Genomic DNA, 20,973 nt, shown 5'->3' with positions numbered 1-20,973 from the left:
CCCCCCCCCGCCGGCGTTTGCGAGTCAGGCCGCCTGCGGTGCACGCGCCCCACGCGTCACCGGCTCGGCACCGCAGGCGTGCGCTAGCGTTGGGAGGCGCCGACCGCTCGTGAGACACCACATGCGGTGGTGCCGACGACGATCCAGAGACAAGATCCCGAGGAGCCGACGATGACCTACCCGCCCACAGGACCCGGCTACCCCTCTCCGGGCCCATCGGGTCCGGGCCAGCCACCCTCTTCCGCGTCCACCACCGGTGGCGGCCGTCTGGCGGACAAGCCGCTCCCGTACCTGTTCTCCGTGGGTGTCCTCGTTCTCGGCATCGCCGGCTTCCTGTTCGGCTTCGCGCCCTATTCGAAGGTCACCGGTTTCACGGGCGCCGCAGCGACGATCAGTTCCTTCGAAGCCGTGTCCCCGGTGATCGGTCTGGCGCTGCTGCTCGTCGGCGGACTGCTGGCGGGGGTGTCCCTGCTTCCGGGGCAGGCACAGCAGGCGCCCGCCGCGGTCACCTCGCTCGTCGGGTTCGTGGTGGGACTGTTCGTCCTGTTCAACCTCCCCGACGGGGCGAGCCTCGCGTGGGGCGGCGTCCTCGGTCTGGTCGTCGCGTTCGTGCAGGCGGCGCTTGCCGTCACGCTGTTGCTGTTCACCGTCGGCGTGCTCCAGCCGCCGGCCCGGCGCGTTGCCGACTACCAGCCGCAGCCCGGAGCTCCCGGCTACGGTCCGCAGTCCGCTGCTCCCGGATTCGGCCAGGCGCCGCCGCCCGCCGGCCAGCCCGGATACGGTCAGCCGCCCGCGGGCTACGCCCCGCCGAACCCGTACTCCGCGCCGCAGCAGCCGTACGGGGCTCCGCAGTACGGTCAGCCGCAGTACGGCCAGGCACCGCAGTACGGCCAGCCTCCGCAGTACGGACAGCCGCAGTACGGTCAGGCTCCCCAGTACGGCGAGTCCCAGCAGTACGGGCAGAACCCGGCGTCGCAGCCTCCCGCCGCCCCGTCCTCTGCATCTTCGGCAACGCCGGAGCCGTCCGCCGGACCGTCCTCGACGACGCCGACCCAGGCGTTCGGCGTCGACAAGCCGGAACGAACAGACGACTGACGCCGCGGCGATGAACTCCGTGGTCAGCCGAGGCGGCCGCCGCCCCGACGGGGGGCGGCGGCCGCTGCGCGCCCCCGCCGCCGGGCTCTCCGGCCGGCCGACTCCGACGCCGGAGCAGATGCGGGCACTGCTCGGTGTGGCGCTCCGACCCGCGCTGCTCGCACTCGTCGTCATCGCGACGTGCATGGTGGTGACACTCGTCGCGGCGAACAGCGACCTCACCGGAACCAGTGGTTCCATCGCAGCGGGATGGCTTGCACTGCACCAGGTTCCGCTCACCATCGGTGGCGCATCCCTGGGGGCGCTTCCGTTGCTGCCGACGCTGGTGATGATCGCGGCCGTCGCTCGCGGCTGCTCGCGGGTCGTCACCGCGTCGACGCCCCGGCACGAGTGCTGGTGGGTGGTGGGAGCCGCGGTCGCGGGCCCCGTCGTCGTCACCGCGATCGCGCTGGCCGTCGTGGCCGACGCGTCGTCGGTGATCCCGCTGTCCTCGCCGAACGTCCTCGCCGCACTGGCGTGGGTGATCGCCGTGCACCTGATCGGCGCGGGCATCGGCATCGGCATCCGACTGTGGCGGCCGATCGTCACCCTGCTCGGCGTGCCGGACTGGGTGCTCGCCGCGGCACGTCCCGCGACCCGATCGGGGATGGCACTGCTCGCCACTGGCGCCGCGATCACGGCCGCGTCGCTGGTCGCGTCGTGGTCCACGGTCGGCATGCTCATCGAAGCCGGGGACGGGTTCATGGGCGGACTCGGATTGACGCTCCTCTCGATCCTGTACCTGCCGAACGTCGTGATCGGCGCAACGGCGGTCCTCGTCGGATCCGCCGTCGAGGTCGGGTCGGCGTCGGTGAGCCTTTTCGACGTGGTCGGCGGCCCGGTGCCTGCGCTGCCCGTTCTCGGCGCACTGCCCGAACAGGCAGGCGGCGACGGCTGGCTCGTCGGGCTCGTCGTGCCTGCCGCGGTCGGTGTCATGTTCGGCCGCGAGTGCGCGCGCCGGGCGTCGTCGCCGCTGTCGGCCGTGCAGACCGCGCTGGTCGGTGCCCTCGCGGTCGCCACCGTCTTCGCGGCGCTGGGATTCGCGGCGGGCGGCGCGGTCGGCTCCTTCGGTTCGGTCGGCGTCGACCTGCTGACCTTCGTCGGCGCCACCTTCGGCTGGTTGGCGGTCTTCGGTTCCGCCGCCGCGGCGGTCACTCGTCTGCGTGGCGCGCCGGACCGGACGGCACCGGCGCGGCGTACACCGATGACACCGGCGGCGACCGCCGAGTTGCCGCCGACCGCCGAGCTTCCCGCAGCCGCCGAGGCCGCGACCCGGCCCGAACGCGGCGAGTCCACGGTGATCGACGCCGAACTGCTCGACGACGACGGTCAGGCTCTGCCCGCTCCCGACAGTGAGGCGGCGGCCGATGCCGTCGTCGATGCCGAGGTCGTGGACGACGACGAGGACGGAGAGAAGGGCGTGGCCCAGGTCACAGACGAGGATGCCCGGTCGGACCTCCCCGACGGTCGTCGGACCAGCAAGGACTAGTCTGTTCGCGTGCCGACGGACGCAGCCGTCGGTGGTGCCGAAGGTTTCAGGTCGGCGGTGCCGAAGGTCCCCGGACCGGACTCGTCCGGTCGATGCCTACGAGGAGTAGAGCGCTGACTGCCCCGCACGTGTTCCGGCCCGCCCCCGACGCTCCCGCCAGGGTCGTGGTCCTCGCTTCCGGCACCGGAAGCCTGCTGCGGTCGCTGCTCGCCGCGGCCGTCGGCGACTACCCGGCGCAGATCGTCGCCGTCGGTGTCGACCGTGACTGCGCCGCGACCGGTCACGCCGAGGCGGCCGGAGTCCCGTCGTTCAAGGTCGCGCTGGGCGCCTACCCGGATCGCGCCGCGTGGGACGCAGCGCTGACCGAGTCCGTCGCCGCGCACGAGCCCGACCTGGTCGTCTCGGCCGGGTTCATGAAGATCCTCGGGCCCGAGTTCATGGCCCGGTTCGGTGGCCGCATCGTCAACACCCATCCCGCGCTGCTGCCGTCGTTCCCCGGCGCGCACGCCGTTCGCGACGCCCTCGCCTACGGCGTGAAGGTCACCGGATCGACGGTGCATCTCGTCGACGAGGGAGTCGACACCGGGCCCGTGCTCGCCCAGGAAGCCGTCGTCATCGAGGACGACGACGACGAGGCGACGCTGCACGAGCGCATCAAGACCGTGGAACGGCGACTGCTGGTGGAGGTACTCGCCGCCGTCGCCACCCGAGGAGTTGTATCCGATGGACGAAAGGCCGTGATCCCGAAGTGACCGAAGTTAAGGCACTGCGCCGCGCACTGGTGAGCGTGTACGACAAGACCGGCCTGGTGGAACTCGCCACCGGCCTGCACGAGGCCGGTGTCGAACTGGTCTCCACCGGATCGACCGCTGCGAAGATCGCCGAGGCGGGCATTCCGGTGACGCCGGTCGAGTCGCTGACCGGCTTCCCCGAATGCCTCGAGGGCCGCGTCAAGACCCTGCATCCCCGCGTCCACGCCGGCGTCCTCGCCGACACCCGCAAGCCCGACCACCTCGCTCAGCTCGAGGAGCTCGGCATCGAGGCGTTCCAGCTCGTCGTCGTGAACCTCTACCCGTTCACGCAGACGGTCGCCTCGGGTGCCACACCCGACGAGTGCGTCGAGCAGATCGACATCGGCGGCCCGTCGATGGTGCGTGCCGCCGCGAAGAACCACCCGTCGGTCGCCGTCGTCGTGGACCCCGCGAAGTACGCCGACGTGCTGACCGCGGTCGCCGCGGGCGGGTTCACCCTCGCCGAGCGCACGGCGCTGGCCGCGCAGGCGTTCCAGCACACCGCGTCCTACGACGTCGCGGTGGCGTCGTGGATGACCTCGACCCTTGTCGAGAGTGACGTGCAGTTCCCGGAGTGGGTCGGTGCGAGCTGGGACCGTTCCGCGGTGCTCCGCTACGGCGAGAATCCGCACCAGGCGGCGGCCCTCTACGTGAACCCGGCCGCACCCGCGGGCCTCGCGCAGGCCAAGCAGCTGCACGGCAAGGAGATGTCGTACAACAACTACACCGACGGTGACGCCGCCTGGCGTGCCGCGTACGACTTCACCGAGCCCGCCGTCGCGATCATCAAGCACGCCAACCCGTGCGGAATCGCGGTCGGCGCGGACATCGCCGAGGCGCACCGCAAGGCCCACGCGTGCGATCCGGTCAGTGCGTTCGGTGGCGTCATCGCCGCGAACCGCGAGATCAGCGTCGAGATGGCCGAGCAGGTCGCGGAGATCTTCACCGAGGTCGTCATCGCGCCGTCCTACGCGCCGGGCGCCGTCGAGGTGCTCGCCCGAAAGAAGAACGTCCGGGTCCTCGAGGCGGTCGCACCGACCGAGTCCGGGATCGAGCTGCGTCCGATCTCCGGCGGCGCGCTGCTGCAGGAGCGCGACGTTCTCGACGCCGAGGGCGACGACCCGAAGAACTGGACCCTCGCGGTCGGCGAACCGGCGGACGAGAAGACCCTCAAGGACCTCGAGTTCGCTTGGCGTGCTTGCCGTTCCGTGAAGTCGAACGCCATCCTCCTGGCCTCGGACGGCGCCTCGGTCGGCGTCGGTATGGGGCAGGTCAACCGCGTCGACTCCGCGCACCTGGCCGTGAACCGTGCCGGTGACCGGGTGGCCGGTTCGGTCGCGGCATCCGACGCGTTCTTCCCGTTCCCCGACGGCTTCCTGGTGCTCGCGAACGCGGGCGTCAAGGCGGTCGTGCAGCCGGGCGGATCGGTTCGCGACAACGAGGTCATCGAGGCCGCTCGCGCAGCCGGCGTCACCATGTACCTGACCGGGGCGCGTCACTTCGCGCACTGACGGTTCGGTCTCGTTCGGGAGGCGTGTGCTCGGCTGGTGCCGGGTGCGCGCCTCCCGGCGTTTCGAGGTCCCCGGGTTGCTGCCGGGTCAGGCGGCGGTGCCGGAGATGACGACGCGCGCAGCGCCGCGGTCGAGCAGCTCGCGGGCGAGGTCCGTGGCGGCAGCCCGCTGATCGGCGTCGGTGTGCGACAGATCGAGCGTGACTGCGTGGCCGGTCAGGTCGGCGGGCAGGTCGGCGAGGGGCCGCGACGGGGACAACTGGTTGAAGCGAAGTTTCATCTCGGAACTCCTTGGCTCGGTGCCTGCGTATCGCATTGTGTCGACGCAGTGTGTTCTGCAGGTTTCGTGGTGACGACGGTCCGGGAAAAGGTCCGGGAAAAGAAAAGGCACCCTGGGCCGGTGGCCGTGGGTGCCGAGAGGTCGGACTGCGTCGTCAGGACGACTCTCGGCGTATGTGCTTCGCGAAGATGTGGAAACGCCACATGGCGGGTACGACTGCTGCGTGCGCAATCATGTCGGGCGGTTCCTTTCTCGCTCGGCGGCTGGTTAGCCGAGAACCTTACAGCACGGTCCGATCATCGCGCACATCGGTTTTCTGTCGCTGCTGTGGCGCGCGAGTGTGCACTTACGGATGCATCGCCCGAGAGTGTGCGTCGTTAAGTGCACACTCGTCATAGGCGTGCCCCGGCCTGGCGAAGGGCGTCGCATGCGCGCAACGCGATCGTGTGCGGACGCAGCCGCAACTGTTCGGAGCTGACGCGTACTACCCGCCACCCGAGAGCGGTGAGCAACTCGTACCGCTCGATGTCACGGGTCCGCTGCCTCTCCTCGGTCCAGTGGTGGTCGCCGTCGTACTCGACGACGACCTTCGGCCGTCGCCACCCCATGTCGCACCGGGCGACAACGTGTCCACCGTCGTCGCGGACGACGATCTGCGTGCTCGGCCTGGGCAGGCCGCCGTCGATGAGTGCCAATCGCGTCCGCGTCTCCGGCGGCGACTCCGCTCCACCGTCCACCAGCGTCAGTACCTCCCGAAGTTGGACGATTCCTCGTGCACCGCAGTGCTTCTCGGCGACGTTTGCGATGGCGGACGGAGTCGCGCCGGTGGCGTTGCACAGCGCGTCGAGGGTCTCGACGGCGCGGACGAACGGAAGCCGCCTGCCGAGGTCGTATCCCGTGCGGGCGGGCGTCGACGCGAGCCATCCACCGGCGACGCAGATCTCGTCAGGTTCGAGCGCGTCGCCGTGGACCAGAACGCCCCTGGTGCCGCCCCGACTGCCGGTCCGGAACAGCTCGGCCCGCGCGCCCGGATCGATCCACTTGGTGCCGTACACGGCTGCGGCGGAGAGGCCGGCGAGGATTCCGTCCTCGCCGGCCCACATCGCGGCCGCCTCGGCGCGAACCAGTGCGTCGAGTCCGACTCCCTTGGCAATGAAGACGTCTCGGTGTAGCCGTGCGAAGTCGAGTCGGAGCTCGCGCGCCGTCAGGAGACCGTCCCCGATGGCCTGTGTGCCGAAGAACGGCCGCTGAAAGTCCCCCACGGATCGACCGTGCCGGACGTCTGGAGCGTCCACCAGACGTACCTGGTCGTCTGTGGACTACTCAAGAATTCGTACACAGCCCACGAGTGTGCACTTTCTGTCGCGAAGCGCGAGCGAGTGCGACGTGATGTGCACACTCGGCGCCATCAGCGGGCGAGGGTGGCCAGCCAGGCGTCGAAGGCGGTGCCGAACTCCTCGGAGAACGGCAGGTCCTCGATGTAGTCGGCGCCGGTCGAGGTGCGCTCACCGATCTCCTTGAGCACGTGGTTCGCGGTCGTCATCCGGACCGGGGTCACCGTGGCCGCAGACAGGGCGGCATCGAGGGCGTCCACGTCGTCGCAGTCCACCTGGATGTCGCGGGCCGAGCAACTGGTGAGGACCGCGAGGCCGGCGGGCAGTTCGGCGGCGAGCGCGCGCGGGTCGAGGGCGTCCTCCTCGGCGAGCGTCTTCGCGTTCACCGACACGAGTCCCGCCAGTCGCAGCGGTTCGGGCAGGTCCTCGGGGACGGTGCCGTCGGTGCGCAGCGATTCCACCGCGTCCGCGAGTCCGGTGCGCAGTTGGTCGGCGAGTTCCAGTGGCAGCTGACCCGCAGCGACGGCGGCGTCCACCTGGCCGGTGATCTGCCGGGTCAGCAGGCCGAGCAGGCGTACAGCGAGCGGTTCGAGGAGGCCGAGTCCGATCAGCGCCGGGGTGTCCTCGCGCACGGCGAGGGTCATCGCGACGAGCGCGCCCTCGCTGTGACCGATCACCAGCAGGCGGTCGGCGTCGATGTCGGGCTGGGCGGCGAGGTTGCGCAGGGCGTCCGCCGCTGCGTCGACGAACACCGAGAACCCGAGTCCCGCGACGTCGTCCACGTCGTACGGGCCGAGTCCTGTGACGCCGCTGCCGAGTTTGTCGTAACGCAGGCTGGCGATGCCCGCCTCCGAGAGCGTGTCCGCGAGGTACCGAAGGGTGCCGATCGGGCCGGGCAGCACCGCGCTGTCGCCGTTGCGGTCGGTCGGGCCGCTGCCTGCGAGCAGCAGTGCCGCGGGAACCGGCTGCGTGACCACCTCCGGAAAACGGAGGGTGCCGTGGACCGTGACGTCGCCGCTGGTGAAGGTGATCTCGGAATCGGACATGGCTTCCAGTCTGTCAGGTTCGGAGACCGTCGGGACGGTCGGTCACGCCACGGGACGCGGCCGTCGAAACCGCCGCGCGCCCTTCCACGCGAACCACAGCAGGAACGCCACCACCACCGGGATCAGCAGCGGCAGCACGAACGCGATCAGCACCAGGACGAACGAGACGACGTCCTCGACGATCGACACCAGTGGGTTCGCGACGCCGGCCGTCGACGCGGTGCTCACTGCACGCGTCCCGGTCTGCGCTGTGCTGAAGGCCAGCGCGGTCGGGGCGCCGACGATGATGCCCGCGATGACCGCGGCGGCCGGGTCGAGGCCGGTGAACACGGCGCCGGCGGCGATCGCCGCGGCGATCGGTCGCGTGACGGTGCCTGCCACCCCCAGCAGGTTGTCGACGACCGGGATCAGATCGGCGAGCAGCTCGACCGCGGTCGCCACGGCCAGCGCCACGAGTGCGGCCGTCGACCCGACCCAGTGGAACGACTCACCGAGGGTGATCCCGAACAGGCCGAAGTGTGCGGCGGCGCTGAGCATCAGGAGCGGCAGGAAGGTGCGCAGCCCCGTCGCCGCGGCGAGGCCGATTCCGAGGAAGAGCGCCAGCACCCAGGTCTCCATGAAGGAAGTCTACGAACCGTTCCGGTGCACGTCGGCGTTCGCGAATGCCCGACACGGATGCCGAATCGGCCGAAGGCTCGTAGCGTGGAGTGGTGACTGCGCCCACACCCGACACCCGGTCCCCGCGCCCCACCGCCGCGACGGTGGGAGAGCTGCGCGCCACCGGACACGTCCAGCGTCCCGTCAAGGACGAGATCCGCGACAACCTCCTCGCCGCACTGCGTGACGGCCGCGACCCCTGGCCGGGGATCGTCGGCTTCGAGGAGACCGTTCTGCCGCAGCTCGAACGCGCGCTGATCGCCGGCCACGACGTCGTGCTGCTCGGCGAACGCGGACAGGGCAAGACGAGGCTGCTGCGGACGCTGCCGCTGCTCCTCGACGAGTGGACCCCGGTGATCGCCGGTTCCGAGCTCGGCGAGCACCCGTACGAGCCGATCACGCCGGCATCGATCCGCCGCGCCGCAGAACTCGGCGACGATCTTCCGGTCGCGTGGCGGCACCGAGACGAGCGCTATTCGGAGAAGCTCGCGACCCCGGACACCTCGGTCGCCGACCTGGTCGGCGATGTGGACCCGGTGAAGGTCGCGGAGGGCCGCAGCCTCGGCGACCCGGAGACCATCCACTTCGGTCTGGTGCCACGCGCGCATCGCGGCATCGTCGCGGTGAACGAGCTGCCGGATCTGGCCGAGCGGATCCAGGTGTCGCTGCTGAACGTGATGGAGGAACGCGACATCCAGGTCCGTGGCTACACACTGCGCCTGCCGCTCGACGTGCTGCTGGTGGCGAGCGCGAACCCCGAGGACTACACGAACCGCGGCCGCATCATCACCCCGCTCAAGGACCGGTTCGGCGCCGAGATCCGCACCCACTACCCGCTGGCGATCGAGGACGAGGTGGCGGTCGTCGAGCAGGAGGCGCAGTTGCGCGCCGAGGTGCCGGCGCACCTCCTGGAGATCCTTGCCCGGTTCACGAGGATGCTGCGCGAATCCCCTTCGGTGGACCAGCGTTCCGGTGTGTCGGCGCGGTTCGCCGTCGCGGCGGCGGAGACGGTGGGCGCTGCGGCGCTGCACCGCGGAACGATCCTCGGCGAGTCCGAGCCCGCGGCTCGGGTGGTGGACCTCGGGAGCGTGATCGACGTGCTGCGCGGCAAGGTCGAGTTCGAGTCCGGTGAGGAGGGCCGCGAGATCGAGGTCCTCGAACACCTGCTGCGCCGGGCCACCGCGGACACCGCGCGAGACCTGCTCGGCGGCGTCGACCTCGCGCCGCTCGTCGAGGTGATCGAGGGCGGCACCCCGGTGGTCACGGGTGACCGGGTCACCGCGAAGGACCTGCTCGGCGAACTGCCCGAACTCGATGTCGTGGACGTACTCGCGGAACGTCTCGGTGCGCAGACGGTCGGCGCGCGGGCCGCGGCGGTCGAGCTGGCGCTCGAGGGGCTGTACCTGGCGCGGCGGATCGCCAAGGACGCCGACGACGACGGGCAGTTGGTGTACAGCTGATGTACCAGCGCTACGGCCGCTACCACGGGGGACCCGATCCACTGGCCCCGCCGGTGGATCTGCGTGAGGCGCTGGAGGCGATCGGCAACGACGTACTCGAAGGGTCGTCGCCGCGGCGGGCGTTGCGGGAAATGCTGCGCCGCGGGACGTCGTCGATGCGCGGGCTGGACAGGCTCGCCGCGCAGGCGAACCGACGCCGACGGGAACTGTTGAACCGCAACAACTTGGGTGGCACCCTCGACGAGGTCAGGGAACTGCTCGACGGTGCGGTGCTCGCCGAGCGCAAGGAGCTTGCGCGCTCGCTCGACGACGACGCCCGGTTCGCGGAGATGCAGTTGGCGGAGCTGCCGCCGTCGACGGCGCAGGCCGTCCAGGATCTGTCGGGGTACCAGTGGCGGGACGCGCAGGCCCGCACCGACTACGAGAAGATCAAGGATCTACTCGGCCGGGAAATGCTCGACCAGCGGTTCGCGGGCATGAAGCAGGCGCTCGAGAGCGCGACCGACGAGGACCGCCGGCGTGTCGACGACATGCTGAGCGACCTGAACGACCTGCTGGACAAGCACTCTCGCGGCGAGGACACCCCCGAGGACTTCGACCGCTTCATGGCCGAGCACGGCGACTTCTTCCCGGAGGGACCGAGCAACGTCGACGAGCTGATCGACGCGCTGGCACGCCGGGCCGCGGCGGCGCAACGGTTCCGGAACTCGCTGACCCCGGAGCAGCGCGCCGAGCTGGACGCACTGGCGCAGCAGGCATTCGGCAGTCCGAGCCTGATGCAGCAGCTGGACCGGCTCGACGCCAACCTGCGGTCGGCGCGTCCCGGGGAGGACTGGGACGGCAGTCAGCGGTTCCGGGGCGACGACGGAATGGGTCTCGGTGAGGGCACGTCCGCGCTCGCGGACATCGCGGAGCTCGAACAGCTCGGTGAGCAGCTGTCGCAGGAGTACGCGGGCGCGCAGCTCGACGACATCGACCCGGAGGCACTGCTGCGGCAACTCGGCCCCGAGGCCGCCGCCGACGCCCGCACCCTCGCGGAACTGGAGAAGGCGCTGCAGCAGCAGGGCTTCCTCGACAAGGGTGCGGACGGGCAGTGGCGGCTGTCGCCGAAGGCGATGCGCAAGCTCGGCCAGTCGGCGTTGCAGGACGTCGCGAAGCGGCTGTCGGGACGTGGTGGTGCCCGCGACACCCGAAGGGCGGGCGCGATGGGCGAACCGACCGGGGCGAGCAGGCAGTGGGAGTTCGGGGACACGGAGCCGTGGGACGTGACCCGAACCGTGACGAATGCCGTGCTGCGGGAGGCGTCGTCGGGTCGGTCGAACGTCCCGGTTCGGTTGCAGGTGACCGACGTCGAGATCGCCGAGACGGAGCAACGGACCCGCGCCGCGGTCGCGCTGCTCGTCGACACGTCCTTCTCGATGGTGATGGACGGTCGCTGGGTGCCGATGAAACGCACCGCGCTCGCGCTGAACCATCTGGTGCGCACCCGGTTCCGCGGCGACGACCTGCAGCTGATCGCGTTCGGCAGGCAGGCCCGTACCGTCACCCCGGAGGAACTCGCCGGTCTCGACGGCGCGTGGGATCAGGGCACCAACCTGCATCACGCGTTGCTGCTCGCCGGCCGTCATCTGCGTCGCAACCCCAACGCGCAGCCGGTGGTGCTGATCGTCACCGACGGTGAGCCGACCGCACACCTGGAGCCGGACGGGCGGGCGTTCTTCGACTACCCGCCGCACCCGAAGACGCTGGGGCTGACGGTGCGTGAACTCGACCATCTTGCGAAGCTCGGTGCCCAGGTGACCATCTTCCGGCTCGGCGACGATCCCGGGCTCGCGCGGGTGGTCGACCGGATGGCTCAGCGTGTAGGGGGCCGCGTCGTGGCACCCGACCTCGACGGCCTCGGCGCCGCAGTGGTCAGCGACTTCATGCGGATGCGCCGCCGGCGCGGGTGAGGACCTCCACGCCGTCCGCGGTGACGGCGATCGTGTGCTCACTGTGCGCCGTTCGGCATCCTGTCGCGCTCCGGAGCGTCCACCCGTCGGGGTCGGTGACGAGCTCGTCGGTGTCGGCCATCACCCACGGCTCCAGCGCCAGCAGCAGTCCGGGGCGGAGGACCATTCCGCGGCCGGGCCGACCGGTGTTCGGGACGTGCGGGTCCTGGTGCATCGTCGACCCGATGCCGTGACCTCCGAAATCGGTGTTGATCGAGTATCCCGCTTCGCGCAGGACGGATCCGATGGCATGGGAGATGTCGCCGATGCGGGCCCCCGGCCCGGCGGCGTCGATACCCGCCTGCAGCGCGCGCTCGGTCGTGTCGATCATCGCGACGCTCTCCGGAGGCCTCGAGTCGCCCACGACGAAGCTGATCGCGGAGTCGGCGGCGACACCGTCGAGGGAGACGGCCAGGTCCAGGGACAGCAGGTCGCCGTCGGCGAGTGTGTGGTCGTGGGGCATCCCGTGGAGGACGGCATCGTTGACCGCGGTGCACACGTAGTGGCCGAACGGCCCGCGTCCGAAGGACGGCGCGTAGTCGACGTAGCAGGACTGTGCCCCGGCCTCGGTGATCATCTCCCGGGTCCAGTCGTCGATGTCGAGCAGATTGGTGCCGACGGTGGTGCGGCTCCGCAGCGTCTGCAGGATGTCGCCGACGAGCGTGCCTGTCCGGCGTGCTCGGGTCAGTTCGGTGGTGCTCAGGATCTCGATCATGGGACGTCCTTACTCGGCTTTCCAATAACTATCCCGGCCATATTATCCCGGTACTACAATCGGTTGCATGGTCAGGCTGCCCCTCACCCCCGCGGAGGTCGAACGCGGTCGGTGCCTCGGCGCGGTGTTGCGGCGTGCCCGCGGCACTCGCACGATTCTCGACACGGCCCTCGACGCGGGCGTATCTCCGGAGACCCTCCGGAAGATCGAGTCCGGCCGCGTCGCGACACCGGCGTTTCCCACGATCGCTGCGCTCGCCGACGTCCTCGGGTTGTCCCTCGACGCGATATGGGCCGAGGTCAACCGGTCCTCGCGAGGTGCCGCGCCGGGGAGACGCGACGAGCCCGAACGGTCCGCCTCGTAGGCTGCCGACGCCAGTGGGCCCGATCGGACGGTCGAATTCGCGCAGCGCCGCCATGCGCGGCGTGAATTCTGCCTGGACCGTAGAGGGCGGGTCGTCGCGCCGACGGCGACAGGCGCTACGCCCTGCGGTGACCGACGTCACGTCATAGTCTGAGGAGAGGTCAGCGCCGAGAGACGGGAATCGTCGATGAAGAAGCTGCTGAAATCTCTGCCCGAGAAGGACTTCCGGCTCTACCGGCAGACGAAGCGGGATCGGCTTCGAGATCTGGACGAAGACGAACTGATCGATCTGCACGCCCGTGTCCGAAATGCGCGGAACAAGCACATGTCCGTGTATCGACGTGAGGCGGCTGCTGCGGTCACCGACAAGTCCGCTCGCGGGGCCGCTCGCCGGACGACCACCAAGAACGCCGCTCGAGTCGAGGCGCTGGAGACCGCCCTCTCCCGTGTCAGCCGGCGGCTCGGCGCCGTGGCCAAGGAGAATGCGGCCGCGTTGAAGAAGGCGCGGCTGGACGCCGCACGGACGGACGCTCCGTCGTTCGCCGGAGCGGGCGCCGAGGATCCGGCAGCCGCGAAAGCGCCCGGCGGGAAGGTGAAGTCGAAGCAGAAGTCCGCTGGACGCAAGAAGCGGGAGGCGTCCGACATCGCCGCGGGCGCGAAACGTCAGGCCAAGCGCGACAGTCGATGAGGCGCGCCTGGGTGCCGTCGACGTCGTTCGGGCGGCGGGGCGCCTACCCGCTGACGACCTGCCGGTCGCCGAGCGGCGCGTCGAGCTCGACCTCGAGTGTCGCCGGTACCACCTGCATGGTGCAGGCCTTCCCGACTGCGGCGGGCAGGGTGCCGGTGCGGAGGGCGATGGTGACGGAGGCTTCCGTCTCGGTGACGGTCGCGGCGGCGCCGAAGCACTCCGGGGCGCCGGAATCGAAGTGGACGGCCACCCGATCGCCGGCGTCGCCGGTGACGCTGTACGACGCGAAGGCGATCGGATGCGTGTCGACAAGATCCTGATTGGAGGTCATCTCCTCCGAGGGCGGGTCGGGCATCGCGACGGAACTGGGCGGCGAGACGGTCGGGATCTGCGTGGTGTCGACGGGCGTGCTCGGCGTGGTCGCCGCGTCCGAGGACTCGTCGTCGGAACAGCCGGTCAGAGCGAGGGCCAGTAATGCTGCCGCGGCGAGAGTACGCATGGGGGCACAGTAAACGACGAACGTCAGGCCAGCAGCGCCGCGACGAGGCCGATCGCGGGGATCGCCACGAGGGTGGTGACGAGAGCGGTGTCGCGGGCGAGAACCACGCCGCGGCCGTAGCGGCTCGCGTAGACGAACACGTTCTGCGCGGTCGGCAGTGTCGAGACCACCACGACGGCGAACAGGTCGTGGCCCTCGAGCCCGAGCAGGAACCGTCCCATCAGGTAGGCGAGCACGGGCTGGACGAGCATCTTCAGCGCCGACGCCAGCGCGATCTCGCGGCGCGGAGCCACGCCGCGTTGCAGAACCCGCACGCCGTAGAGCGAGATGCCGAACGCGAGGAGCGCGCCCGGCACCGAGGCACCGCCGACGAGGCGGAACGGCTCGGTCAGCGCGGTCGGGGGCGTCCACCCGGAGATCGACACGGCGAGGCCTGCGACGCCCGCGAGCACGATGGGGTTCTTGAACGGTGTCGTCACGGTGTCCACCCACGATCCGCCGCGGGTGCCGGTGGTCAGGTCCAGCATCGTCAGGGCAATCGGCGAGTAGACGACGATCTGGAACAGCAGAAGTGGTGCCACGAACGAGGCGTCGCCGAGCACGAACACCGAGATCGGGATACCGAGATTGGCGGAGTTCACGTAGGACGCGGCGAGTGCACCGATCGTCGCCTCGGGGACCGGGCGCCGGATGACGGTTCGGGTGAGGACGAAGTACACGGTGCCGACGGCGAAGGCGGTGGCCGCCGCGACGGCGAGGGTGGGGGAGAAGATCACCGCCAGGTCCGCGTTCGCGAGGGAGTCGAACAGCAGGGCCGGTGTCGCCACGAAGAACACGAGACGACTGAGCACGAACTCACCGTGCTCGCCGAGGACCCGCGAGCGGCCGAGTGCGTAGCCGATGGCGATGACGACGAAGATGACGGTGAAGCCGGCGAGTACACCAGACACCGGGACCTCCTAGGGCGAACAACCCCGAAGAGTCTAGTCGGTAGCAGGTCTAACCATCTCGGCGCGTGGGCCGAGCCCCTCCGGTACCGGCGAGACCGGACCGGAGGGGCTCGGCGAACCACGAGTCACCGGGACGACGACACCGGCTCCCCGTCCGGCCCGCTGTCCGGCGGATACGTCCCGTTGGCGTACGGGTTGAAGTCGTTCGTGAACAGGTCCTCGGCCTTCACGGCGTCCGGCTTCAACGTCCCCAGGCGCACACTCTGGTCGATCCAGATGGTGAACTCGTCCGCGTCGATCACCCCGCCCGGCGTGGGCACCCCCGTGCTCTTCCACTGCTTCACGAACTCGGTGTTCTCGTTCCGTCCACGCGCCTCGATGATCGACACGAACCGGTCGATCACCTCCTGGCGCGGTGTCACCTGAGCCCATCGCAGGGCCCGCGCCGTCCCCTGCACGAAGTCGGCGACCGCTTCCTCTTGCTGGGCGATGAAGTCGTCACGGAAGGCGAACCCGCCGATGCCCAGCGGTCCGGTCAGGTCGACATCGGTGAACAACGGTGTGAGTCCGCCTCTGGCGAGCGCCGCATCCTTGATCACCCCGCCCAGGTTGCCGACGTCGATCTGACCCTGGCGCAGTGCCTGTTCCGTGTTCAGCGGCGGCACCACGACCAGTTCCACCTGGTTGATCTCGTCGTCGGACAGCCCCGCCCGGAACAGCCACTCCTTGACCACGTACTCGTGGTACGCGCCGAGGGTGTTGATCCCGACCTTCTTGCCGATCAGGTCCCTCGCTGTCGTCAGCGGGCTGCCGTCGACGACGTAGTACCCGTTGAAACTGTCCGCCTCTGTGTCACCGTCGGAGCCGTAGTTGCCCAGCACCGTCGTCACCGGCGCACCCGCGTCGACGAGTTTCGCAATCGCGCCGTAGAACGCGGACCCGACGTCGGACTGCCCGGTCGCCGTGTTCTGGATGCTCGCCGGGCCACTCGTGTTGTCCCCCAGCCAGTTCAGCGTCACCGTGTCGAAGTAGCCCAGATCCTCGGCCAATTCCGGGTAGGTCACGGTGCTCGCGCTGCCCTCGTAGCGGAGCACCGTCTTCCCGTCCGAGGACACCTGCGCGGCGTCCCCGGACGAGCTGCCGCACGCCGTCGACGTGAGGGCGAGCGCGATCAGCATCGCGACACCGACCGTTGTCCTGCTGCGTACCATCGCTGTTCGCCCCTCGCCCCGTCAGTCGTTGCCGAAGAACGGAGCGCCGACCACCGACACCGACCGCACACCGTCCGGACCCACCGGAACGTCTCCCTCCACAGTGGTGCGGTGCAGGACCCGGACGACGTCGAGGTGGTCGAGATCGGTCGGCGCCTGGTGCGCGGTGATGCGGTTGTCCCACACGCCGATGCTGTCGTCTTCCCAGCGCACCCGGACCGAGTATGCGGGGTTGGTGATCTCCTCGAACAGCAGGTCGAGCAGGCGGTCGCTCTGACGAGGCGAGACCCCCAGGATCCGGCTCGTGAATCCGGGTGTGACGAACAGTCCCCGCTCGCCGGTCTCCGGATGTACCCGCACGACGGGATGTTCGGTGACGTACGGCTCCTCGGTCACGTGTTGTTCCGACTGGCTGCCCGACGCCCAGCGCGGAGTCCGGCCCCCGAAACGGTGTTCGGCTCGCAGCCCGTCGAGGAGCTGCTTGAGGGAGTCGGGCAGGTTCGTGTATGCCGCCCCCAGATCCGTCCACGTCGTGTCTCCGCCGACGCCGGGTACCTGCTCCGACCGGAGGAAGGTGATGGCCGGAGGATTCACGAGAGCCGAGATGTCGGAATGCCAGAAGTTCGCATACGAATACTTCCTGGTGCCGGCGCGTACCGCGTACTTTCGGCTGTCGACCTCGAGGATCTCCTTGTGTGCGGCCTCCGGATCGTAGTTGTACGGGTGAGAGTTCGTGATTCGCCCGAAGTGCCGGGTGAACCGGATCTGGTCCTCGTGTGTCAGGGGCTGATTCCGGAAGAACAACACCTTGTACTCGAGCAGCGCGGCCCGCAGGCGGGTGACGACGGCGGCGTCGAGATCGGCACGCAGGTCGACTCCGTCGATCTCGGCGCCGATGTGGCCGGCGATCGGAGCGACGCGCACCGAGGTAGCGGGATCGGCGACGGCGGTCACGTCACTTCTCCCCACGGAACGCGGCGCCGGACAGCGACACCGACTCCCGGCCGTCCGGGCCGACGGGAACGTCACCCTCGATCGTGGTCCGGTAGAGCAGTCGCGTGACGTCGAGATGGTCGAGGTCGGCAGGTGCCAGATGCGCCGTCGCGCGGTTGTCCCACACCGCGAGGGTTCCCGGACGCCAGCGGAACCGAACCGTGTACGCCGGGTTGGTGACCTCCTCGAACAGCAGGTCGAGCACGCGGTCGCTCTGCGACGGCGAGAGCCCGACGATCCGAGAGGTGAAGCCCGGTTGGACGAACAGCGCCTTCTCGCCGGTCACCGGATGCACCCGGACCACCGGATGCTCCGTGACGAACGGGTTCTCCTGGACCCGACGGCCGTATTCACTGGCGGAGTCCCACAGGGGCCGACGTCCACCGAAGCGGTGCTCGGCGCGAAGGCCGTCCACGAACTGCCGCAGCGGTTCCGGCAGGCCCTCGTACGCCGCGACCAGGTTGGTCCACTGCGTGTCACCACCGCGCTCCGGCACGTCGTGGGCGCGAAGCAGCGTCACCGCGGGCGGGTTCACCACGGCGGTCACGTCCGTGTGCCATTGACTGTCATAGCTGTACTTCTTGCGCCCGAAACGACGCTCGTACTTGGCGCTGTCGACGGCGAGGATCTCGGGGAAACCCTCCGGAGCCTCGTCGTCGTACGGGTGCGACGGAGTCACCGTGCCGAAGATTCGGGAGAACTCGATCTGCTGCGCGTGGTCGATGAACTGGTCGTGGAAGAACAGCACCTTGTACTTGTGCAGCTTGCGGCGAATCTTCTCGGCGTCGTGATCGGAGAGCGACTCCCGAAGATCGACTCCCGTGACGTCGGCGCCGATGTGGCCGGCGACAGGCCGGACGGTCAGGGCGGTCGAGACGGTGGCTTCCGTACCGGCGGACACTTCCGGTGCAATGGTCATGCGAATCTCCCTCGGGCTGTGGTGTTCTCGGCCCGTAGCGGCCGACACACCCACCCTGACCCAGTGTGAAACCATGGGAAACGGTGTTTCCACGATGCGAAAAACACTCAGCGTGAACTTATTTCGAGGCGGGTGGACGTCGCGCGGGTCTCGATCAGACGCGCGGTGCGGTGCATGGCGGGAACCATCCCACGCACGACGGGATCGGACAGCCGACGCCTGCGCGCCTGCACACCGATCGCGCCCCACGGGCGACGGAACTCGTCGAACACCGGGACCGCGACGGCGAACACCGTCGGATCGACATGGTCCACGTCGGCAAGGAAGCCGTGGGTGCGCAGACGCGTCAGATCCGCGGAATCACGCGTGCGCCGGTCGAACGCCGCGATCGTCCGTCCGGTCACGCTTCGTTCGGCAGGCTGCCTCGGCCGCGGAATCTGGATCGTGCAGAACCGCTCCGGCGGTCGTGCTGCAAACAGGGTGAGTGCGCAACCGTCACGCACGACCGCCAGGCTCGCGGCGATTCCGATGTCGGAGGCGAGGGACTGCAGTTGGGGGGCGTACCTGTCGGCACCGAGTCGGACGAGCGACGGCACCGCGAGCGACACGAGTCGTGCACCGATGCGGTAGCCGTCCCGGTCCTCGATGCGTTCGAGCAGCCCTCCCCGGACCAGTGCCTGCGCGATGCGGTGGGCGCTGCTGACAGGCAGTCCGGTTCGTGCGGAGAGCGAGCTCACCGTCAGCTCCGGCGAACCGTCGTCGAAGCAGGCGAGAACGTCCACGGCGCGCTCGACGGCGCGCGAACCGGATCGCGGTGGGGGCGGTGACGTCGGCATGGCACCTCGCACTGTCGTCCCGGCCCGGGTTCGGGCGGGAGGGTTCGACACTCCCGCCGTACGAGATGACGGTCAACGTTTCCGCTCACGGGGGAGTCGAATTCGCCCGGTCGAACGGGTGCCGTCGAGGCCGCGCGTCGCGCTTGTCGCGAGCGAGGGCCGTCGCGAGGATGGGCTGATGTCGACTGCACGGAAGCTTGCACTGTCGGTGACGGCCGCGACCCTCGTCGTGGTGGCCGCATGTTCCTCCGAGACGGAGGGGACCCCTTCGGCGGCCCTGGAGTCGTCTCCGGTTCACTCCGGCTCACCCACGCTCACACCCACGTCCACCGCTCCGTCCGTCCCCCCGGCCAACCCGGAAGGCACCGAATACACGGCGACCTCGGTCCAGGTCGCGGGGGACACCGGCACCGTCCGGTACGACGTGACCGTGCCGCAGGTCGAGGGGGGTGACGCCGCGGTCGCCGCGGAGTTCAACGAGTCGATGCGGGCGGCCCTGCAAGACCAGATCGACGGTGCGCCGGGGCAGAGCTTCACGCTCGAGAGCCGGGACGAATCCGAGGTGGCGCACATCGGGTCGAGAGTGCTGAGCGGACTCCTCGTCACGTCGTGGAACGCGGACCCGCCCGGAGCGCACCCGACCCCGTTGGTCGCGACGGTCGTCGTCGACACGGACAACGGTCAGCCGATCACCCTCAACACGCTGTTCCCCGATCTGCAGGCCGGGCTGGACCGGTTGTCCGGGGAGGCTGCGCTCCTGCTGCCGGAGACCGCTGCGGGCGCCGAGTTCGAGCGCTCCGGTATCGAGCCGACGCATCAGAACTTCGCGAACTGGCTCGCCACCCCGGACGGGATGGAGATCCGGTTCTCGGACTACCAGGTGGGACCGCACGCCATCGGACTGGTGACGGTGACGATCCCGTGGGACCGCGTGCAGGACGTCATGGCGCCCGCAATGGTCGACGTCGTCTCGAGTTAGACCCCGACACGCGAGAGGCCGCGCAGTCGGGGACTGCGCGGCCTCTCGGGAAACTCGCCTACCGGCTGGTGAACGGCAGCAGTGCCATCTCGCGGGCGTTCTTCACCGCGACGGCAACCTGCCGCTGCTGCTGCGGGGTCAGGCCGGTGACACGACGGCTGCGGATCTTGCCGCGGTCGGAGATGAACGTGCGGAGCAGGTTCACGTCCTTGTAGTCGACGTGCTCGATCTTCGCCGCGAACAACGGGTTCTTCTTGGGCTTGCGGCCGGCGTCCGCACCGCGGGACTTCTTGGACGGGCCCCTCTTGACTGCCATTGTCTCCCTCTCGAGTCTTACCAGCTGGACTTGCGGACGCCTGGCAGTTCCCCGCGATGGGCCAGCTCGCGCACGCGCACGCGGGAGAGCCCGAACTTTCGCAGGTGGCCCCGCGGACGACCGTCCGCAGCGTCACGATTACGCAATCGTACCGGACTCGCATCCCTGGGCAGCCGCTGCAGCGCAGCCTGAGCGGCGGCTCGCTCCTCGTCGGTGCTCGACGGCTTGCGGATGATCTCCTTCAGTTCGGCCCGTCGCTCGGCGTAGCGGGCCACCACGAGCGCCCGCTGCTCGTTGCGTGCGACCTTCGACTTCTTCGCCACTTACTTCTCTTCTCTGAAATCGACGTGTCGCCGGACCACCGGGTCGTACTTGCGCAGCACGAGACGGTCGGGGTCGTTGCGCCTGTTCTTACGGGTCACGTACGTGTAGCCGGTGCCGGCAGTCGACTTCAGCTTCACGATGGGCCGGATGTCGGTGCTCTTCGCCATCAGATCCGCTCCCCACGGGCGCGAATCCGGGCGACGACCGCCTCGATCCCGTCCCGGTCGATGGTCTTGATGCCTTTCGCGGACACCGTCAGCGTGATCCGGCGGCCCTCGCTGGGCACGAAGTAGGTCTTGCGCTGGATGTTCGGATCCCAGCGTCGGTTCGTCCGTGCATGTGAGTGCGATACCGACTTGCCGAATCCGGGCTTTCGCCCGGTCACCTGGCAGTGCGCCGACATGTCGCCTCCTTTCGTCCGTTCTTGAAAACGGTTGTCGACAAATGCTGGGTCAGACGCTACCGTTCATCGTAGCAAATGACAATCA

24 protein-coding genes are annotated in these 20,973 nt (G+C 69.5%); 9 read left to right on the top strand and 15 right to left on the bottom strand.

All coding sequences use genetic code 11. The features are described from left to right. Window positions 1-171 precede the first annotated feature (171 nt). From ACFSJG_RS01810 to purH, 4 genes are all read left to right on the top strand, one after another. Window positions 172-1,095, top strand: a complete 924-nt coding sequence (locus ACFSJG_RS01810) for a DUF5336 domain-containing protein (RefSeq protein ID WP_378483487.1) — start codon at window positions 172-174, stop codon at window positions 1,093-1,095. Window positions 1,096-1,105: 10 nt separating this feature from the next. After that, entirely contained in the window at window positions 1,106-2,623 is a 1,518-nt protein-coding gene (locus ACFSJG_RS01805) for a cell division protein PerM (protein WP_378483486.1), read from the top strand. A 92-nt stretch (window positions 2,624-2,715) separates the two neighbouring features. Continuing rightward, entirely contained in the window at window positions 2,716-3,375 is a 660-nt protein-coding gene (gene purN, locus ACFSJG_RS01800) for a phosphoribosylglycinamide formyltransferase (protein ID WP_378483485.1), read from the top strand. Beyond that, window positions 3,372-4,925, top strand: a complete 1,554-nt coding sequence (gene purH / locus ACFSJG_RS01795) for a bifunctional phosphoribosylaminoimidazolecarboxamide formyltransferase/IMP cyclohydrolase (RefSeq protein ID WP_378483484.1) — start codon at window positions 3,372-3,374, stop codon at window positions 4,923-4,925. Before purN ends, purH begins: the two co-directional genes overlap by 4 nt. Window positions 4,926-5,012: 87 nt before the next feature. Here purH and ACFSJG_RS01790 read toward each other — a convergent pair whose 3' ends face one another. From ACFSJG_RS01790 to ACFSJG_RS01775, 4 genes are all read right to left on the bottom strand, one after another. Next, entirely contained in the window at window positions 5,013-5,204 is a 192-nt protein-coding gene (locus ACFSJG_RS01790; protein WP_378483483.1) for a hypothetical protein, read from the bottom strand. A 392-nt stretch (window positions 5,205-5,596) separates the two neighbouring features. Beyond that, window positions 5,597-6,466 carry an endonuclease domain-containing protein gene (locus ACFSJG_RS01785; protein WP_378483482.1) on the bottom strand — a complete coding sequence of 290 codons (870 nt, stop codon included), beginning with the start codon at window positions 6,464-6,466 and terminating at the stop codon, window positions 5,597-5,599. A gap of 146 nt (window positions 6,467-6,612) precedes the next feature. Continuing rightward, entirely contained in the window at window positions 6,613-7,584 is a 972-nt protein-coding gene (locus ACFSJG_RS01780) for an alpha/beta hydrolase family protein (protein WP_378483481.1), read from the bottom strand. A gap of 42 nt (window positions 7,585-7,626) precedes the next feature. After that, entirely contained in the window at window positions 7,627-8,202 is a 576-nt protein-coding gene (locus ACFSJG_RS01775; protein WP_378483480.1) for a DUF4126 domain-containing protein, read from the bottom strand. 89 nt (window positions 8,203-8,291) lie between these two features. On the opposite strand from ACFSJG_RS01775, the gene ACFSJG_RS01770 reads away from it, so the two are divergent. Together ACFSJG_RS01770 and ACFSJG_RS01765 are read left to right on the top strand one after the other, a co-directional pair. After that, window positions 8,292-9,701, top strand: coding sequence for a sigma 54-interacting transcriptional regulator (locus ACFSJG_RS01770; protein WP_378483479.1), 1,410 nt, complete (start codon window positions 8,292-8,294; stop codon window positions 9,699-9,701). Continuing rightward, window positions 9,701-11,653 carry a vWA domain-containing protein gene (locus ACFSJG_RS01765; RefSeq protein ID WP_378483478.1) on the top strand — a complete coding sequence of 651 codons (1,953 nt, stop codon included), beginning with the start codon at window positions 9,701-9,703 and terminating at the stop codon, window positions 11,651-11,653. The genes ACFSJG_RS01770 and ACFSJG_RS01765 overlap by 1 nt, the downstream gene beginning before the upstream one ends. On the opposite strand, the gene map is transcribed toward ACFSJG_RS01765, so the two are convergent. Next, the gene (map, locus tag ACFSJG_RS01760; protein ID WP_378483477.1) at window positions 11,625-12,407 is read right to left on the bottom strand and encodes a type I methionyl aminopeptidase; all 783 of its coding nucleotides are present in this window, start codon (window positions 12,405-12,407) and stop codon (window positions 11,625-11,627) included. The two genes, ACFSJG_RS01765 and map, sit on opposite strands and share 29 nt — an antisense overlap. Before the next feature lie 67 nt (window positions 12,408-12,474). Between map and ACFSJG_RS01755 the strand changes: the two genes are divergently transcribed. Beyond that, window positions 12,475-12,771: a helix-turn-helix domain-containing protein gene (locus tag ACFSJG_RS01755; RefSeq protein ID WP_378483476.1), complete on the top strand. Its 297-nt coding sequence runs from the start codon at window positions 12,475-12,477 to the stop codon at window positions 12,769-12,771. A gap of 186 nt (window positions 12,772-12,957) precedes the next feature. Beyond that, complete coding sequence (locus tag ACFSJG_RS01750) at window positions 12,958-13,458, top strand: hypothetical protein (RefSeq protein ID WP_378483475.1); 501 nt, start codon at window positions 12,958-12,960, stop codon at window positions 13,456-13,458. Between the two features lie 43 nt (window positions 13,459-13,501). On the opposite strand, the gene ACFSJG_RS01745 is transcribed toward ACFSJG_RS01750, so the two are convergent. The 6 genes from ACFSJG_RS01745 to ACFSJG_RS01720 form a co-directional block, all read right to left on the bottom strand. Then, complete coding sequence (locus tag ACFSJG_RS01745; RefSeq protein ID WP_378483474.1) at window positions 13,502-13,957, bottom strand: hypothetical protein; 456 nt, start codon at window positions 13,955-13,957, stop codon at window positions 13,502-13,504. A gap of 23 nt (window positions 13,958-13,980) precedes the next feature. Beyond that, window positions 13,981-14,907, bottom strand: a complete 927-nt coding sequence (locus ACFSJG_RS01740) for an AEC family transporter (RefSeq protein WP_378483473.1) — start codon at window positions 14,905-14,907, stop codon at window positions 13,981-13,983. Between the two features lie 125 nt (window positions 14,908-15,032). Beyond that, the gene (locus tag ACFSJG_RS01735) at window positions 15,033-16,118 is read right to left on the bottom strand and encodes an ABC transporter substrate-binding protein (RefSeq protein ID WP_378483472.1); all 1,086 of its coding nucleotides are present in this window, start codon (window positions 16,116-16,118) and stop codon (window positions 15,033-15,035) included. Between the two features lie 21 nt (window positions 16,119-16,139). Next, window positions 16,140-17,072 (bottom strand): TauD/TfdA dioxygenase family protein, encoded by a 933-nt coding sequence (locus ACFSJG_RS01730; protein ID WP_378483471.1) that lies wholly within the window; start codon window positions 17,070-17,072, stop codon window positions 16,140-16,142. Between the two features lies 1 nt (window position 17,073). Continuing rightward, complete coding sequence (locus ACFSJG_RS01725) at window positions 17,074-18,030, bottom strand: TauD/TfdA dioxygenase family protein (protein WP_378483470.1); 957 nt, start codon at window positions 18,028-18,030, stop codon at window positions 17,074-17,076. Window positions 18,031-18,137: 107 nt separating this feature from the next. Next, on the bottom strand, window positions 18,138-18,866 hold the full coding sequence (locus ACFSJG_RS01720; protein WP_378483469.1) for an IclR family transcriptional regulator: 729 nt from the start codon (window positions 18,864-18,866) through the stop codon (window positions 18,138-18,140). A gap of 178 nt (window positions 18,867-19,044) precedes the next feature. Between ACFSJG_RS01720 and ACFSJG_RS01715 the strand changes: the two genes are divergently transcribed. Next, window positions 19,045-19,845 carry an RsiV family protein gene (locus ACFSJG_RS01715; RefSeq protein ID WP_378483468.1) on the top strand — a complete coding sequence of 267 codons (801 nt, stop codon included), beginning with the start codon at window positions 19,045-19,047 and terminating at the stop codon, window positions 19,843-19,845. A 58-nt stretch (window positions 19,846-19,903) separates the two neighbouring features. Here the strand turns inward: ACFSJG_RS01715 and rpsR are convergent, their stop codons facing one another. Genes rpsR through rpmB form a run of 4 tightly spaced genes read right to left on the bottom strand, consistent with a single transcriptional unit; the run spans window position 19,904 to window position 20,888 of the window. After that, complete coding sequence (gene rpsR, locus ACFSJG_RS01710) at window positions 19,904-20,161, bottom strand: 30S ribosomal protein S18 (RefSeq protein ID WP_007533428.1); 258 nt, start codon at window positions 20,159-20,161, stop codon at window positions 19,904-19,906. A gap of 17 nt (window positions 20,162-20,178) precedes the next feature. After that, entirely contained in the window at window positions 20,179-20,484 is a 306-nt protein-coding gene (gene rpsN / locus ACFSJG_RS01705; protein ID WP_378483467.1) for a 30S ribosomal protein S14, read from the bottom strand. Continuing rightward, window positions 20,485-20,655, bottom strand: a complete 171-nt coding sequence (gene rpmG / locus ACFSJG_RS01700) for a 50S ribosomal protein L33 (protein ID WP_378483513.1) — start codon at window positions 20,653-20,655, stop codon at window positions 20,485-20,487. Beyond that, window positions 20,652-20,888, bottom strand: coding sequence for a 50S ribosomal protein L28 (rpmB, locus tag ACFSJG_RS01695; RefSeq protein ID WP_378483466.1), 237 nt, complete (start codon window positions 20,886-20,888; stop codon window positions 20,652-20,654). The genes rpmG and rpmB overlap by 4 nt, the downstream gene beginning before the upstream one ends. Between the last annotated feature and the right edge of the window lie 85 nt (window positions 20,889-20,973).

The sequence above is a fragment of the Rhodococcus gannanensis genome, assembly GCF_042681175.1.
GTDB classification, from domain to species: Bacteria; Actinomycetota; Actinomycetes; order Mycobacteriales; family Mycobacteriaceae; genus Rhodococcus_G; species Rhodococcus_G gannanensis.
The sequence above is the reverse complement of the archived record's forward strand: the minus strand, read 5'-3'. Positions and strand labels throughout refer to the sequence as shown.

What these genes read in the sequence shown, in the direction of transcription:
- ACFSJG_RS01780 (WP_378483481.1), bottom strand. Translation starts at nt 7,584, where the DNA reads ATGTCCGATTCCGAGATCACCTTCACCAGCGGCGACGTCACGGTCCAC.
- rpmB (WP_378483466.1), bottom strand. Translation starts at nt 20,888, where the DNA reads ATGTCGGCGCACTGCCAGGTGACCGGGCGAAAGCCCGGATTCGGCAAG.
- ACFSJG_RS01715 (WP_378483468.1), top strand. Translation starts at nt 19,045, where the DNA reads ATGTCGACTGCACGGAAGCTTGCACTGTCGGTGACGGCCGCGACCCTC.
- ACFSJG_RS01790 (WP_378483483.1), bottom strand. Translation starts at nt 5,204, where the DNA reads ATGAAACTTCGCTTCAACCAGTTGTCCCCGTCGCGGCCCCTCGCCGAC.
- ACFSJG_RS01810 (WP_378483487.1), top strand. Translation starts at nt 172, where the DNA reads ATGACCTACCCGCCCACAGGACCCGGCTACCCCTCTCCGGGCCCATCG.
- ACFSJG_RS01725 (WP_378483470.1), bottom strand. Translation starts at nt 18,030, where the DNA reads ATGACCATTGCACCGGAAGTGTCCGCCGGTACGGAAGCCACCGTCTCG.
- map (WP_378483477.1), bottom strand. Translation starts at nt 12,407, where the DNA reads ATGATCGAGATCCTGAGCACCACCGAACTGACCCGAGCACGCCGGACA.
- ACFSJG_RS01750 (WP_378483475.1), top strand. Translation starts at nt 12,958, where the DNA reads ATGAAGAAGCTGCTGAAATCTCTGCCCGAGAAGGACTTCCGGCTCTAC.
- purN (WP_378483485.1), top strand. Translation starts at nt 2,716, where the DNA reads ATGCCTACGAGGAGTAGAGCGCTGACTGCCCCGCACGTGTTCCGGCCC.
- ACFSJG_RS01735 (WP_378483472.1), bottom strand. Translation starts at nt 16,118, where the DNA reads ATGGTACGCAGCAGGACAACGGTCGGTGTCGCGATGCTGATCGCGCTC.
- ACFSJG_RS01745 (WP_378483474.1), bottom strand. Translation starts at nt 13,957, where the DNA reads ATGCGTACTCTCGCCGCGGCAGCATTACTGGCCCTCGCTCTGACCGGC.
- ACFSJG_RS01775 (WP_378483480.1), bottom strand. Translation starts at nt 8,202, where the DNA reads ATGGAGACCTGGGTGCTGGCGCTCTTCCTCGGAATCGGCCTCGCCGCG.
- ACFSJG_RS01765 (WP_378483478.1), top strand. Translation starts at nt 9,701, where the DNA reads ATGTACCAGCGCTACGGCCGCTACCACGGGGGACCCGATCCACTGGCC.
- ACFSJG_RS01755 (WP_378483476.1), top strand. Translation starts at nt 12,475, where the DNA reads ATGGTCAGGCTGCCCCTCACCCCCGCGGAGGTCGAACGCGGTCGGTGC.
- ACFSJG_RS01805 (WP_378483486.1), top strand. Translation starts at nt 1,106, where the DNA reads ATGAACTCCGTGGTCAGCCGAGGCGGCCGCCGCCCCGACGGGGGGCGG.
- rpsR (WP_007533428.1), bottom strand. Translation starts at nt 20,161, where the DNA reads ATGGCAGTCAAGAGGGGCCCGTCCAAGAAGTCCCGCGGTGCGGACGCC.
- ACFSJG_RS01720 (WP_378483469.1), bottom strand. Translation starts at nt 18,866, where the DNA reads ATGCCGACGTCACCGCCCCCACCGCGATCCGGTTCGCGCGCCGTCGAG.